We start from the raw sequence: 15017 nt of genomic DNA, 5'->3' as shown, positions 1-15017 counted from the left end.
CCTTTCCGCTGACAACATTATCGCCACGAAAAAAGACAGGGAACTGCATCCCTGCCTTAGCAATCTCAGTTTATTTGTGGAACAGACGCGCCCAGAAACCGCGCTTTTGCTCGACAATCTTCGCGAGCGGCACCGTCTCGCCGAGCAGACGCCGTGCCACGTCCCGGTAACCCCGGGAAGCCGCATTGTCGGGGTTCATGACAATCGTCTCGCCCTTGTTCGAGGTGGCAATCACGGCGTCATCGTCGTTGATAATCCCGAGCAAGTCAATCCCGAGGTGCGTTGTAATCTCGTCGATGTCCATTGCCGTCCCGTCAGCAAGCATGTTCGCCCGCACCCGGTTGATAAGCAGCCGCGGCTTGATGGACATTGGCTTTTGTTCGATAAGGCCCACCACCCGGTCGGCGTCAGAAACCGCACTGATTTCGGGCGTGGTCACCACGATGGCCCCGTCAGCACCAGCCACGGAGTTCCGGAAGCCTTGCTCAATCCCCGCTGGTGAATCCAGGATGATGAAGTCAAAATCAGGCTTCAGATCATTCACGATTGCCGCAACTTGCTCGGGCGTTAATGCGTCCTTATCGGCGTTCTGTGGGGCCGGCAAGAGGTACAGCAAATCGTCAAACCGCTTGTCCTTGATGAGGGCCTGGTGCAGCTTGGCCCGGCCGTTTGCGACGTCAACAATGTCGTAAATGATGCGGTTGGACAACCCGAGCACAGCGTCGAGGTTCCGCAGGCCAATATCTAGGTCTAGTAGAACCACTCGCTTGCCTTGCAGCGCGAGCGCCGTCCCGATGTTTGCACTAGTAGTAGTTTTGCCAACCCCACCCTTACCAGATGTGACAACAAGTGCTGTTCCCATTACGCTTCCTCCGTCTGATCAAAAATCTGTGGGCGAATATCCCTTAACTTGGCCAACGCGTCGTGTGCGAGCAAGTGCTGGTCGGTCATGAAGCACACAGCGGGCTGCGCGTAGGTTTCTGGTTCCACGATTTCTACCGCGTCCGCAATTCGTACCTGCGTCAGTCCGCCCAGGTTCCCCGCGACGACCGCATTGCTGTTGTCGGGGAACCCGGCGTGCACAATTCCGTTCGCGGCGCCCAAGATGAACACCGAACCACTCGCGCGTACCTGACCACCTGGATGCAAAACGCCAGCGAAGACCACATCCCCGTTAAACGTCAGGGCCTGCCCGGAACGCACGATGCCCCCGGCGAAGTGGGTCTTGGCCGCGGCAATACGCGCGTCAACCGTAGATGATGCAACGACGCTGCTGCTAACCATACGCACCGCGAAACGTGGATACTGCGCAAAGACTTGGTCAAGCTGCTGCCGCTGCTGCTCATCAAACAACCGGTTGCCAGTATCAACGGTGAAGTTCACACTGCCCTCCGGCGTATCCTTGTACAGCCGGCCCAACAGCGCGTCCAGTTGCGCAATAATCTCCGTCACCGCCGCGTCCGCATTCAGCCGCAAGCCGAAGCCGTCAGCCGTTCCTTTTAGAATTACTGCATCCATCACAGTACCCCCAACTTAAATTATCTCTGGGTTAATTTTACCAGTAATCGCGTACATGGGAAGTAGAGAATGATGAATAAAATGATATTCACCGTCAAACTTGGTGCCAAATGCTGTGTTACCAGTAGCTTGAGGCTCACATCGGTTTGACCCATGAAATGTAATAACGCGTATTCGCCGAACATCTGGACCGCCACGGCGATGATGAAAATCGCCCAGGTGACAACACTCGTGTGGGCAACATACGGCCGCAACTGGCGCACTAAATACGTCAGCAGCGGCAAGATCAGCGCGTTGACCCCAATAATGCCGGTGTAGTACATGTCCATGAGTACCCCAAAGACCAGGGCCATCCAGACAATCCAGTTATCATCCGGCACGAAAATCGCAACAAAAATCAGCATCATCAGCAAAATCTGGGGCACTCCCGGTCCAGCTGGACTCTTGGACCAGATTGCGAGGATTTGCGTCACGGTGCCGTCAAATAGCAAAGCTAAAAAGAGCGCAACTGCCGACACCCAGTGCCGTGTAAATGGTTTATCATTCATCACGGTCACCTACTGCACAGTCCGGTCAATAACGGTCACAACGGACACGTCGTTGAGGCTGCCGGCTGGCTTCAGGTAAATCGTGTTGGCCAAACCGTAATCGTCCTTCTTGACGGTGCTGACGGTCCCGATGAACAGGCCCTTTGGCGTCCGTCCACCAAGTCCGGACGTGTACACCTTGGTTCCCTTCTTCACCTTCGCGTCGGTCGTGAGTTGGCCCATGACCAAGCGCCCCGAAGCGGTGTCGTACCCGGTAATCACCCCGTTGATGGTCTTATTACCCACATCAACTTGGGCAGCAAAGCGGTTGGCCGCATTGTTATCCGTGGAGACCAATTCCACCTTCGAGTTGGTTTTGTTCACTTCCGTCACGCGGCCAATCAGCCCCTTGCCGGACATGACGGGCATGTTCTTCTTCACCCCGGAAACGGAACCCTTGTCGATGATCAACACGTTCAGCCAGTTAGATGGTGAGCGGGACTCAACCGCCGCGGTGACGGTGTCGTAGTCCGCCAGCGTGGCCGTTAACTTCAGCTGCTTTTTCAACTGCTTGTTTTCCCGGCTTAACGTCTGGTTACGCACCTTCGTCTGGGCAAGGTCGTCAAGTTTTGACTTCAGGCGCTCATTTTCCGAGTACGTGTTCATCAAGTTGGCGATGTCGCTCAGGCCACCATTAATGGCGTTCGCCGGTCCGGCAACCACCCAACCCGCAATCCCCACCGCGTCGTTACCCACTTGCTGGATAAGTGGCGGGGTTGCTTTTTTGTCCCGCACCGCAATGGAGGCCGAAATGAAGCCGACACTAAGAATCAGTGCCACCAACAGAACGATCAGGCGTTTATTTGAAAAAAACTTCTGCATGCCAAAACTCCTTATTCCGTTGCCACTAATTACCTGCCGAATTATACAAACGGGGGACGGAACGACGCATCCGTCATGCCCTCCCCCGGTCAAAGCGGCGCACGGCTGACTAGCAGCCATGCAACGCGAACCAAAATCATTCGCGGCCGTATAATTCGTCAACTTAGCGCAAACCGCATCTGCAGTCGCCTAAGTTAACCCCTTGTTTGTAATTAGTGTTTCTTCATGGCCTCAATGTTCTTGAGGGATTCACCGGTCCCAACCGCAACACAGTCCAGTGGATCCTGGGCGATGAAGACTGGCACCTTGGTTTCGTCGCTGATGACCTTGTCCAGGCTCTTGAGCATTGCGCCACCACCAGTGAGAACAATCCCGTGGTCGATTACGTCCGCGGCGATTTCTGGGGATGTTTCTTCCAGTGTTTCCTTGATGGCTTCGATGATGCCAGTAACGACTTCGTTCATCGCGTGGGCAATGTCGGTCGCCTTGATTTCAACCGTCTTAGGCAGGCCAGAAAGCAGGTCGCGACCGCGCACGGTCATGCCATCCAGAGTCTTAGCTTCTTCAAGGGAGGCAGAACCAATCTGAATCTTGATGTCTTCCGCGGTCCGTTCCCCAATCAGCAGGTTGTAGTGCTGACGAATGTAGGTCGTGATGGCTTCGTCGATCTTGTCGCCGGCCATGCGGATGGAACGGCTGGACACAATCCCCCCAAGGGAAATCGTAGCCACGTCGGTCGTACCACCACCGATATCAACAACCATGCTCCCGGTTGGGTCCATTACGGGCAACCCGGCACCGATTGCGGCTGCATATGGTTCTTCGATGACGTAAGCGTCACGGGCACCGGCAACCTTAGCGGCATCAATCACGGCCCGCTTTTCAACTTCAGTCACACCACTTGGAACGCAGACCATCACGTATGGATGGCTGTTGCCACCAAGTGCCTTGCCCATGAAGTACTTGAGCATTGCGGCGGTGGTGTCGTAGTCTGCAATCACGCCGTCCTTCATTGGGCGGATAGCCGTGATGTTGACTGGCGTGCGGCCAATCATGTCGCGGGCTTCTGCACCCACCGCAATGATTTCGCCGCTTTGTGTGTTCTTAGCAACGACAGAAGGTTCACTAAGGACAATCCCCTTACCCTCAACGTACACGAGGGTGTTTGCCGTACCGAGATCAATCCCAATGTTCTTTGCACCTAATCCAAACAAGATGTTCTCTCCTTTATCTCGAGCCGCTTCAGCTTGTAGTATCCACTACGCACCTGCCACCCGAATCGTGGGCGGCCCGAATTCTTTCTGGAAGAATTATAACATACGCTGAACGATTTTCCGTAAATAACCCGTTTGTTGCGTGAAATAGATGGTAATTTTTGGCCACTTTTAACTGTTCCTTATAAATACAGGCGCCGGCAAAACGCAAACAAGACATTTTTGCCCGCCAAAACTGGGCAAAAATGTCTTGCGTGTAAAAAGCACTAAAGCTCACCCTCCTCCCGGAAGGACAGGTAGTCATCACGGCCGACGATGATGTGATCCAGCAAGTTCACACCGACAATCTGGCCGGCAGCAAATAAGTGGCTGGTGGCCTCCTCGTCCTCAGCACTGGGGTGCAGCGAGCCACTCGGATGATTGTGCGCAATGATGAGGCGGCTGGAGCCAAGCAGCAACGCGCGGCGCAGAATCACCCGCTGGTCAGTCACACTCGATTCAATGCTGCCCTTGAACATGGTTTGTTCCTCGATGATTTCGTTCTTCACGTTGAGGAAAAACACCAGCATCTGCTCCTGAATCAGGCCGGACATCCGGCGGACCAACAGCTCACCTAGTTGGTCCGAGCTGACTACCTGGTTCTGCGCGAAGGTGAGATTGCGCACCGCGTACTCGCCCGCATCCACCGCGGCAATTAGTAACCGCGCCCGCTCTGGACCAACACCATTAAGTGCGGCCAGTTCGTCTTCGTCCGCCACCGCCAGCCCGGCCATGTGCGGGTAGCGCACACAGATTGAATTCACCGCTATCTGGTCAGTGAGATTCGCCGCCCCGAATAAGCGGGTGACAAGTTCGCGGGTCACATCCGTCACGTTTACGCGTGGTAATTCGTCAATATTAATGTTTGTCATTTTCTGCCTCCTATAACTATAGATTGCGCGAAAAAACGACAAAACCCCCGAAACTTTTTGCGTTTCGGGGGAATTTTTTTATTGCGGCACTAACTCCTGCCGCACAGCGGAGGCCAAATAGAGCGAACCAATAATCAGAATTAGCCCGTCCGTATTGCTGTAGATAGCGTCAATCAGAGCATCATGCCATTCCATAACGCGCCAGGTACCTCCCGCCGCGCGGTAATCCGCTTCGCTGGCCGCCCGCGGATTGTCCGGTACGGTGGTCAAAATGACGTCCGCACCGGTCGCCCGCAACTGGCTCATCATCTCGGGCAGGGCCTTATCCGCCAAAATGCCGGCGATGATTGTGACCTGCGGATAGTGCAAAGCCTTAACTGCCTTGAGCGCGTGACCCAGGCCATCCGGGTTGTGGCCCCCATCGATGACAATTGTCGGGTCGGTTTTAATCCGCTCCAGCCGTGCCGGCCAGGTAGCTGCGGCCAGCCCGGTGCGAATCTGCGTGTCCGTCAGTTCGCGGCCCGTGCGCGTAGCAAACACGCGGGCAGCTTGCACCGCCACCGCCGCGTTTTGCACTTGATAATCACCTAAAAGCGGGAATTCGAGCTTGTTAATCGGCCCATCTGCATCGGTGTAATCGAGGCTGCTGCCAAAAATGCGCGCGTTCGGTTTGCCCTTAGCCGCAAAATCGCGACCAAACACATATTCCTTGCTGCCCGTCTGTTTGGCCCGGTCACGGACAATTGCGGCAGCGGATTGGACCAAGGGCCCGGTGACTACTGGGACGCCAGACTTAATAATGCCCGATTTTTCATGGGCAATCGATTCCAGCGAACCGCCCAGTAGCGCCACGTGATCGAGCGCCACATTCGTGATGACAGCCACCTCGGGCATGATGACGTTGGTTGAATCGTGTTCTCCACCAATGCCGACCTCAACCACCGCCACGTCGACGTCCGCCTCAGCAAAGGCGAGCAGGCCAAGCGCCGTGTCCACCTCGAATTCTTTGACAATCAGCCCCGGCGTCTGCGCCTGCAAGTGCGCGATGGCGGTTGCCACCTTACCCATCAGCACGCGCAGGGTTTCATCTGCGATTGGTTCGCCATCAATCTGAATCCGCTCGTTGAACCGGTTGATAAACGGTGAGGTGAACATCCCCACGTGAAGCCCGGAAGCGTGCAGAATGTGGGCGATGGCACAGGTGGTCGAGCCCTTGCCGTTGGTCCCGGTGACGTGCACAAACTGCCCGTGCTTTTCTGGGTGCCCCAGTTCAGCCAGCAATTGCTGCAATTCGACGCGTCCGTTGTTCGGCCGCAACCGGGGCATGCCGTGAATGTACGCCACCGCGTCGGCATATGTTGCAAATTCCATGATTCATCTTCCTCACATTTTCCCTAATAGGCTCTATTCTACTCTAATCCGGCCTGTTTTCGGGCACAAAAAAACGCTTGGTTACCCAAACGTTCTTTGTTTGCTAGCTTAACGAGCACTTTCGAGTTCGCTAATGCGCTGCTTGGCGGCAGTGAGCTGGGCGCTGTATTCCTCGCGCTTAGCCTTCTGCTCGTCAACAACGGCTTGTGGCGCCTTGGCGATGAAACCCTGGTTGCCGAGTTTCTTGTCGATGCGGGTCAGTTCACCGTTCAGCTTGTCGATGGTCTTATTGAGCTTGGCGATTTCAGCGTCGAAGTCAATCAGTTCAGCCAGTGGCACGTAAACCGTTGCGCCAGCCATCACTGCGGATGCAGCAGTCTTGGCCGCCGTCACCTCTGCACCAGCGGGCAGAATCTCCAGCGTCTTAGTGTGCAGGAAGCGGTCCAGCACGGCACGGTTGGCAGTGAATGCCGACTCCAGGTTGTTGTCATTCAGGGAAATGATGACGTCAATTGGCGTGGACAGTGGGGCATTCACTTCGTTACGGATGTTCCGGACGGCGCGGATGAGCTCGATGACGTTGCTCATTTCCGCAACGGCGGCATCGTTTGCGAATTCCGCGTGCGTTTCTGGGTAAGCGGCCGTCACGATGGAATCCTTGGTGTCGTGCAGACTCTGCCAGAGTTCTTCGGTCACAAACGGCATGATTGGGTGCAGGAGCCGCAGAATCTGGTCGAGCACGTACTTCAAGTTGGCGCGCTTTTCCGCCTTAGCTGCCTCATCTTCACCAGTGAGGGTTTCCTTACTGATTTCAATGTACCAGTCAGCGAACTCGCCCCAGATGAAGTTGTACAGGTCGCGGCCGGCTTCCCCGAATTCGAACTTGTCGAACTTAGCGGTCACACTCGCGACGGTCTTGTTGAGTTCAGCGAAGATCCACTTGTCGGCGAGGTCAAACTTCGCTGGGTTTGGCTGCGCGTCCGAGTTGTCATCACCGAGGTTCATCATGACGTAACGGGAAACGTTCCAGATCTTGTTGATGAAGTTCCACGCGGCATCGAGCTGCTTGTAGCTGAAGCGAGCGTCTTGACCAGGTGTTGTCCCGTTAGCGAGGAACCAGCGCAAAGCGTCAGTCCCGTACTTGTCGATGACATCGATTGGGTCAATCCCGTTACCGAGGGACTTACTCATCTTCCGGCCCTGTTCATCACGCATCAAGCCGTGAATCAAGGTGTTGGCAAATGGCCGTTGACCAGTGAAGTGCAGGCCTTGGAACATCATGCGTGCAACCCAGAACGGAATGATGTCGTAACCAGTGACCAGGGTGTTGGTTGGGTAGTACCGCTTGTAATCAGCGGCGTCTTCATCCGGCCAACCCAGCGTGGAGAATGGCCAAAGAGCGGAACTGAACCAGGTGTCCAGCACGTCTTCATCCTGCTCCCAGTTCTCGGCGTCCTTAGGTGCTTCCATCCCGACGTACATTTCGCCGGTCTGCTTGTTGTACCAAGCCGGAATCTGGTGCCCCCACCAGAGCTGCCGGGAGATAACCCAGTCGTGGATGTTTTCCATCCAGTTAATCAGGGTGTGTTCGAAACGTTCAGGCACGAAGTTAACCTTGTTGTCGGTCTTCTGGTTTTCAAGCAGCTTCTCCGCCAGTGGCTTCATCTTGACGAACCACTGGGTGGACAGGCGGGCTTCAACCTGTACCCCAGTCCGCTCAGAGTGCCCAACAGAGTGGACAATTGGCTCGATGGAAATCAGGTCCCCGGAAGCCTGCAGGTCAGCAACCAGCTGCTTACGGCAATCGAAACGGTCGAGGCCGTTGTACTTCCCGGCTTCTTCGTTCATCGTGCCGTCCGCATTCATACAGTTAATGCGTTCCAGGTTGTGGCGGTTCCCAACCTGGAAGTCGTTAGGGTCGTGGGCAGGGGTAATCTTAACGGCCCCAGTCCCGAAGTCCATGTCGGCGTGCTGGTCACCGATGATTGGAATTTCGCGGCCAACACCAGGCACAATTACGTTCTTGCCGATCATGTCCTTGTAACGGGGGTCCTTAGGGTTAACGGCCACCGCAGTGTCCCCGAACATCGTTTCCGGCCGGGTCGTCGCGATTTCAATTCCGCCATCCGTACCATCGGCGTACTTGTAAATCATGTGGTAGAAGGCACCTTCGTCATCCTGGTGAATAACTTCGATGTCAGACAGCGCTGTCCGGGCTTGTGGGTCCCAGTTAACGATGTATTCACCGCGGTAAATCAGACCTTCATTGTAGAGCTGCACGAAGACCTTGCGCACCGCCTTACTGAGGCCAGCATCGAGGGTGAAACGTTCACGGTCGTAGTCGAGCGAAAGACCCATCTTACCCCACTGCTTGCGGATAATTTGGCTGAATTCGTCCTTCCACTTCCAGACTTCATCAACGAACTTCTCGCGGCCCAGGTCATAACGGGTAATGCCCTGTTCACGCAGCTTGGCTTCAACCTTCGCCTGGGTGGCAATCCCGGCGTGGTCCATCCCGGGCAGGTACAGGGTGTCGTAGCCCTGCATCCGCTTCTGCCGGATAATCATGTCCTGCAGCGTGGTGTCCCAGGCGTGACCCATGTGGAGCTTCCCGGTTACGTTTGGTGGTGGGATAACGATTGTGTACGGCTTGGCCTTCTTGTCGCCATTTGGCTTGAAGACGCCTTCTTCGACCCATTCCTCATAGCGGCCGGTTTCGACTGCTTTAGGATCGTATTTTGGTGCTAATTCTTTGGTCATCTGACTCACTCCTCACTGAATTACAAAGCTATATTGTTGAACAAAAACGGGCACGTGGCTGGGCAAATAAAAAAGCCCGTCCTAAAAAATTAGGACGAGCTAGCTCGCGGTACCACCTAAATTGGGCAAATGCCCCACTCGGTACGGGTAACGGACGCAGCCGGCCACCTTACTAACTTCAGGGAGGCACTCACGAGCTACAATCGCCGGTTTGGTTTGGGGTTCACAGCCACTCCCCTTTTCTGCTAACGGCCACCGACGACCCTCTCGTTCAACATGTTGGCATAATTATAGCACAAGCAAAAAAGGTTGCGAATTCTTTTTCCAAAAATTCGCAACCTTTTTCTGAAATTCACGCATCCACCGTCACGTAATCCCGGCCGGCTTGCTTCGACTGGTAGAGCAACCCATCGGCACGCTCATAGACGTCTTCAAAGCTCATGTCGTGGTCCGTCAGCGCGGTAATCCCCATCGAGAGGGTCACGTGCAACTGCTGACCCTCATATTCGAACTCCTGGGCCCGAATGAGGTCCAGGATGTCAGCGCCCAGTTGCTTGACATCCCCCACCGTGGCGTTAACGAAAATCATGTTGAATTCTTCGCCGCCGGTACGGAAGAGCCCGCACGCTGCGCCCATCTGCCCGTGCATCTTGGCATCAACCAGCTGCGTCACCTGCTTCAGTACGAAGTTCCCGGCGGCGTGCCCGTACTTGTCGTTCACCCGCTTGAAGTGGTCAATGTCAAACATCGCCAGCGTCAGTGGCTCCCGCTTTTCCTGCGCCCGTACCATGAGCCGCATGCTGTCGTCCTTGAAGGCAAAGAAGCTGCCCGCACCCGTCAACGTGTCGCGGTTAACTTGCTCCACCAGGGCTTCCCGTTCACGCTGTTCGCGGCGCTCGGATGACCAGTACAGGACGGTAAATAACTCCATGAACGCGAACATCACCACACCCATAACGATGTTCATCCACATAAGCTGAGTCTGGGTCAACCAGAAGGCGATGGCGATCCACATCGATAACCCGACCGTGAGCACCCGACTGCGGTCAAGCAGGTGGGGGAATAGGTTGGTCACAACCATGATGGCCTCCAGTGCAATTAACGAGACCCAATAAATCGGGGCGGCCAAATTATTGTTGACCGTCCAAAAAATCAAGATCCCGCCAAAGCGCACCACGTTCTCCAGCCGCGAAACATCCCGGTCCAGCACGGGTACGAACAGCACATAAAGCGCCCAGTTCATGTACGCATCACTGTTGATGGGATTCCAGTTCTCGGCGAGCAAGCAAAACGCGGCCATCACGTAGGCGAAACACGTCAGCCCGATGCGGGTGTATTGTTTGCCACGCGCCCGATTAATAAATTTGTGCGTGAGCCAGCTATCCAAGGTGTTGTAGAAGACAACGAAGCCCGAGATGAAGAAGATTGCAATTACCAGTTCAACAATCCAGTTATGCCAATCAAACATCCCGCGCCCCCTCGCTGTAAAACAAATTTATCGATTATGTTTATTAATTTTAGAGCATGTTTTAAGATAATGGTAGTGCAAAGCTTGAAAAATTCTTAACAATATTCATTAGCAATATGCACGCGGGGGACCAACATGAAGACCGAAATCAAACTGGGCGCATTCATCGCTGCTGGCATTGCATTAACCATTGCCGGTGGCTGGTACATGCGCAGTCAACCAGGCAAAATCAGCTCAACGGCAACCACTAATAAACCGTTGCGGATCAGTAGTGACACCACTTTTGAAACACTCGATAGTACGCGTTACAGCACATTAACGGCGGCGAGCACCATTGGCAACTTGTTCGACGGCCTGTACGGACATAACGCCAAGGGCAACATCATCGCCGACGTCAGTGACGGCGCGCCGCAGATTAGCAAAGATAAGCGCACCTACACGTTCCACCTCCGCCATTACCAGTGGTCCAATGGCACGCCGCTAACTGCGGATGACTTCGTGTACGCCTGGCAGCGCCTGGCGAACCCCGCCGTTGAATCACGTAACGCCAGCCGCATTGACATCTTGAAGAACGGCGAGGCCGTGCGCATGGGCACGAAGCCGCTGAGTGCGCTGGGGGTTGCAGCTACCAGCAAGTACACATTAAAGGTTGAACTTGCCTCCCCTGACCCCTACCTGTTTGAGGCCCTGTCCTCTGCTCCGTTCATGCCCATCAGCCGCAAGTACGCGCTGGCTCAGGGCAAGCTGTACGGCAGTGATGCCAACCACATCTTAACCAACGGGCCCTTCACCATCCAGAAGTGGACCGGCAACAACGATAAACACTGGCAGCTGGTCAAAAACAAGCGGTACTACTTCAAACGCAACGTGCAGCTGAGCCAAATTGATTTTTCAGTCGACGGCAATTCCAGTAATGCCGCCACCCGGTTCACGCAGCAGAAGTTGGATTACACCGCCATCGATGCCGATTCAGTGCCCAAATACCTGGGCAATCGCAAACTGCACCGGATGACCACCACTTCCTGCGCCTACCTGATTTTCAACACCACCGCCGGCCCCACGAAGAACGTGCACTTACGCCACGCCATCGCCACCGCCTTCGACAAGCACCTGTTTGCGGCCGGTACGCTGCAAAACGGCGCCAAGGCGTTAAACGGCATCGTCCCGACCAACCTGGCGCGCAGTAGTACCGGCGCTGATTTTCGCGCAACTGGCGGAAGTCTCCTTGAATTCGACACCGCCTACGCCCTGAAGCAGTGGCACCTGGCGCAAAGGGAATTGGGTACCAGTCACATGACCGTCACGCTGAACATCGCCAATACCAGCGACGCCAAGCTCGCCGGCAACTTCCTCAAGGGGCAAATCGAGCATAATTTGCCCGGCCTTAAAATCGCGCTTCAGGCCACTGACCTCGAAAAGCGTGTGGCTCTGGAAACGGCCGGCAACTACCAGATGGTCTTCTCCACCTGGACGCCCGCCGACGTGGACCCCTATAACCTGCTGAGCTTCTACCTCACCGATAGCCGGCTGAACATTTCGGGTTACTCGAACGCGAAGTACGACCAAATGCTACGGGCCATCAACCAACTAGGCGATCAGCCCCAGAAACGCTGGCGTCAGGAACTGGCTGCGGAGAAATACTTGCTGACTGTTGACGCGCCGATGGCCGGCGTCTACCAGGCCGGTCTGGCCTACCTGCTCACGGACCGCGTGGAAACCTTCCCCGTTTTGCCCAACGGCATTATCAACTACGAATATGTGCGGCTGCACTAATCCGGGTCGCGCACGCAAAAATCCCCCAGCACGGACGCTAAATGTCCATGCTGGGGGATTTCTTTTTACAACAGGTCCGCGATGATGTCCTGATCCTGGTTCAGGAATTCCTGACCGGGGCGGATAACGTCGATGCTGAGGTTGGCGAGTGCTTCATCCATGAGGCCCTGCACGTCAATCTTAGTTTCGTAGTAGCGCGCCTTATCGATGCGGGGCTGCGTCTTTGGTGCCGGTGGTGCGAAGATGGTGCAGCAATCTTCGAACGGCATGATGGACAGCTCGTAAGTGTCAATCTTTTCGGCCTGGGCGATGATTTCCGTCTTGTCCATCGTGGCCACGGGGCGCACGATTGGCATCACGGAGACGTCGTTGATGGCAGCCATTGAGGCCAGTGTCTGGGACGCAACCTGCCCGACGGATTCACCGTTGAAGATGACCAAGTCGCCACGCTGCTTCGCAATCGCTTCGGTCAGGCGCAACATCATCCGGCGCTGAATCGTCATCAGGTAGCCTTCAGGAACCTTGGCCTTGATTTCTTCCTGCGTGTGCGTGAACGGCACGCCGATGAAGGTGATGCTACCCACGTACGGGGTCAGCTTGGCGGTGAGTTCCTTAGCCTTGTTCATCGCGTTGTCACTAGTGTATGGCGGGCTGAAGAAGTGCACCATTTCGATGTCCACCCCGCGCTTTAAGGCCAAGTATGCAGCAACGGGTGAGTCAATTCCCCCACTGAGCATCATTGCGGCCTTGCCGGCAGTCCCAACTGGCAGCCCGCCAGCACCCTTGATGGTGGTAGTGGACAGGAAGATGGCTTCGCGGCGGATTTCGACCCGCAGCGTAACGTCGGGGTGCTTCATTTTAACCACGAGGTCTGGCCGCTGGACGGTCAAAAAATCGCCCATTGCCAGATTCATCGCGTTCGTGTCGAGGGGGAAGGTCTTGTCGGCCCGCTTGGTTTCAACCTTAAACGTCACGCCATTGGCGGCCGTTGCGTTAACCAGCTCCAGCGCTGCCGCCTTCACCTTGTCCATGTCCTTTTCGACCTGAACACTGGGGGAAAATGACTGAATCCCGAACACCTTCTGCAGGCGGTCCATGATTGGTGTAGCGTCGGTGCCGTTGAGTTCAATGTGCGTACGGTCGCGCTTGGGGCGGATCGTTAGGCCCGGAAAATCGTGCAGAGTCTTGGCGATGTTCCCGTTAAGCCGGCCAATGAACGCCTTTTGGTTTTTCCCCTTAGTGGACAGTTCGCCGTAACGAACCATGATTTCTGAATACTGCATGTTATTCCTTTCTATGCCTTCAGCTTCTGGAAGTTGGTGTATACCTTCTTGAAGGCCTGCTTGAACTGCTCCGCTTCTGCCAGCGTGTTCGCTTCGTCGAGACTGACCCGGATGGCGGATTGTGCCAAGCTCTGCGGCACGTTCATCGCGGCCAGAGTGCTGCTTTCTTGACCGGAACGGCTTGAGCAGGCACTGGTCGTGGACATGTAGATGCCCTCATTTTCAAAGGCGTGGACGATAGTTTCACCACGAACGCCCTTGATGGCCATGGTCAAAACATGCGGGGCAAAGTCCGGAGTGAGTTCACTGAACAGGTGCACGTCATCAAAGGTGGACACGTAATCCGCAATTGTCTTGCGAATCGCATTTTGCCGCTGCACCTTTTCCGCCTCATTATCGAGGCACAAACGCAGCGCCTTCGCCATTGCCGCAATCCCGGTAGTGTTCTCGGTCCCACTGCGCAGGTCTTTTTCCTGACCGCCACCAGCCATGAGCGGCGCAATCACGCGGCCCGCCTTGGCGTAGATGAAGCCGGTCCCGCGCAGAGCGTGGAACTTGTGGCCAGAGAACGTGAGGAAATCAACACGGGGGTGGCGAATCTGATCCATTACCCCTTTGCCGACCGCCTGCACCGCGTCAACGTGGAAGTGCACGGTTGGGTAATCTTCGAGGATGTCGCCAATCTTGGCAATCGGCTGAATACTACCAACTTCATTGTTGACCGCCATCACGGAAACCAAGATGGTGTCCTTCCGCAACGCAGCCTTGAGGTCGTCGACGTTGATGAACCCGCGCTTGTCGACGGGCAGGTAGGTCACTTCAAACCCGAGTTCTTCCAGCTGCTTCATCGTCTCGCGCACTGCGGGATGCTCGATGGTCGTCGTGATGATGTGCTTGCCGAAGACGCGCTTGGCCATCGCGGTGCCCTTGATGATCCAGTTGTCCCCCTCGGTCCCGCCGCTAGTGAAGAAAATTTCCTCTGGCTTGGCCCGCATAATCTGGGCAATCTGTGCCCGTGACTGTTCGACCACCGCACGCGCCCGGTCACCGAGTTTGTGCAGTGAGCTTGGGTTGCCGAAGAATTCCTTGGCAACGGTTTGGTAGGTTGCTAATACGCTATCCAGCGGCTTGGTTGTCGCACTGTTATCAAAGTAAATCATTATTTGCCGTTCCTTCCGAAAAATAAGTAAGCTGGGAATATTATAACAGAAAACATTGGTGCGTCTAGCAAAAATTGCGGAAGCCAGACAATTTAGGGCGCTACGATATTTGGAGTTGATAGACATCTTGTCTGTCAGCTCCTTTTTCTA

12 protein-coding genes are annotated in these 15017 nt (G+C 55.2%); 1 reads left to right on the top strand and 11 read right to left on the bottom strand.

From position 1 onward, the window contains the following. Nucleotides 1-70: 70 nt before the first annotated feature. From minD to FC18_RS08030, 9 genes are all read right to left on the bottom strand, one after another. Nucleotides 71-862 (bottom strand): septum site-determining protein MinD, encoded by a 792-nt coding sequence (gene minD / locus FC18_RS08070; RefSeq protein ID WP_054679847.1) that lies wholly within the window; start codon nt 860-862, stop codon nt 71-73. Further along, a complete protein-coding gene (locus FC18_RS08065; protein ID WP_054679850.1) occupies nt 862-1518 on the bottom strand; it encodes a septum site-determining protein MinC in 657 nt (218 codons plus the stop codon). The genes minD and FC18_RS08065 overlap by 1 nt, the downstream gene beginning before the upstream one ends. A gap of 20 nt (nt 1519-1538) precedes the next feature. Next, nucleotides 1539-2066, bottom strand: coding sequence for a rod shape-determining protein MreD (gene mreD, locus FC18_RS08060; protein WP_056976004.1), 528 nt, complete (start codon nt 2064-2066; stop codon nt 1539-1541). Between the two features lie 9 nt (nt 2067-2075). After that, nucleotides 2076-2927: a rod shape-determining protein MreC gene (gene mreC, locus FC18_RS08055; RefSeq protein ID WP_056976002.1), complete on the bottom strand. Its 852-nt coding sequence runs from the start codon at nt 2925-2927 to the stop codon at nt 2076-2078. A gap of 212 nt (nt 2928-3139) precedes the next feature. After that, nucleotides 3140-4141, bottom strand: a complete 1002-nt coding sequence (locus tag FC18_RS08050) for a rod shape-determining protein (protein ID WP_054679859.1) — start codon at nt 4139-4141, stop codon at nt 3140-3142. A gap of 266 nt (nt 4142-4407) precedes the next feature. Beyond that, nucleotides 4408-5052 carry a JAB domain-containing protein gene (locus FC18_RS08045; RefSeq protein WP_054679862.1) on the bottom strand — a complete coding sequence of 215 codons (645 nt, stop codon included), beginning with the start codon at nt 5050-5052 and terminating at the stop codon, nt 4408-4410. Between the two features lie 78 nt (nt 5053-5130). Continuing rightward, nucleotides 5131-6423: a bifunctional folylpolyglutamate synthase/dihydrofolate synthase gene (locus FC18_RS08040; protein ID WP_054679865.1), complete on the bottom strand. Its 1293-nt coding sequence runs from the start codon at nt 6421-6423 to the stop codon at nt 5131-5133. 108 nt (nt 6424-6531) lie between these two features. Further along, a complete protein-coding gene (locus FC18_RS08035; RefSeq protein WP_056975999.1) occupies nt 6532-9183 on the bottom strand; it encodes a valine--tRNA ligase in 2652 nt (883 codons plus the stop codon). A 352-nt stretch (nt 9184-9535) separates the two neighbouring features. Next, nucleotides 9536-10651: a GGDEF domain-containing protein gene (locus tag FC18_RS08030; RefSeq protein WP_056975997.1), complete on the bottom strand. Its 1116-nt coding sequence runs from the start codon at nt 10649-10651 to the stop codon at nt 9536-9538. 135 nt (nt 10652-10786) lie between these two features. On the opposite strand from FC18_RS08030, the gene FC18_RS08025 reads away from it, so the two are divergent. Continuing rightward, on the top strand, nt 10787-12424 hold the full coding sequence (locus FC18_RS08025; protein ID WP_054679873.1) for a peptide ABC transporter substrate-binding protein: 1638 nt from the start codon (nt 10787-10789) through the stop codon (nt 12422-12424). 65 nt (nt 12425-12489) lie between these two features. Here the strand turns inward: FC18_RS08025 and thiI are convergent, their stop codons facing one another. Together thiI and FC18_RS08015 are read right to left on the bottom strand one after the other, a co-directional pair. Further along, the gene (thiI, locus tag FC18_RS08020) at nt 12490-13707 is read right to left on the bottom strand and encodes a tRNA uracil 4-sulfurtransferase ThiI (RefSeq protein WP_054679877.1); all 1218 of its coding nucleotides are present in this window, start codon (nt 13705-13707) and stop codon (nt 12490-12492) included. A gap of 11 nt (nt 13708-13718) precedes the next feature. Next, complete coding sequence (locus tag FC18_RS08015) at nt 13719-14867, bottom strand: cysteine desulfurase family protein (protein ID WP_056975995.1); 1149 nt, start codon at nt 14865-14867, stop codon at nt 13719-13721. Between the last annotated feature and the right edge of the window lie 150 nt (nt 14868-15017).

This window comes from Lacticaseibacillus sharpeae JCM 1186 = DSM 20505, assembly GCF_001436225.1.
In the GTDB taxonomy this organism is placed as follows: Bacteria; Bacillota; Bacilli; order Lactobacillales; family Lactobacillaceae; genus Lacticaseibacillus; species Lacticaseibacillus sharpeae.
Note: the sequence above shows the minus strand (reverse complement) of the source record. Positions and strands in the feature narration are given on the sequence as shown.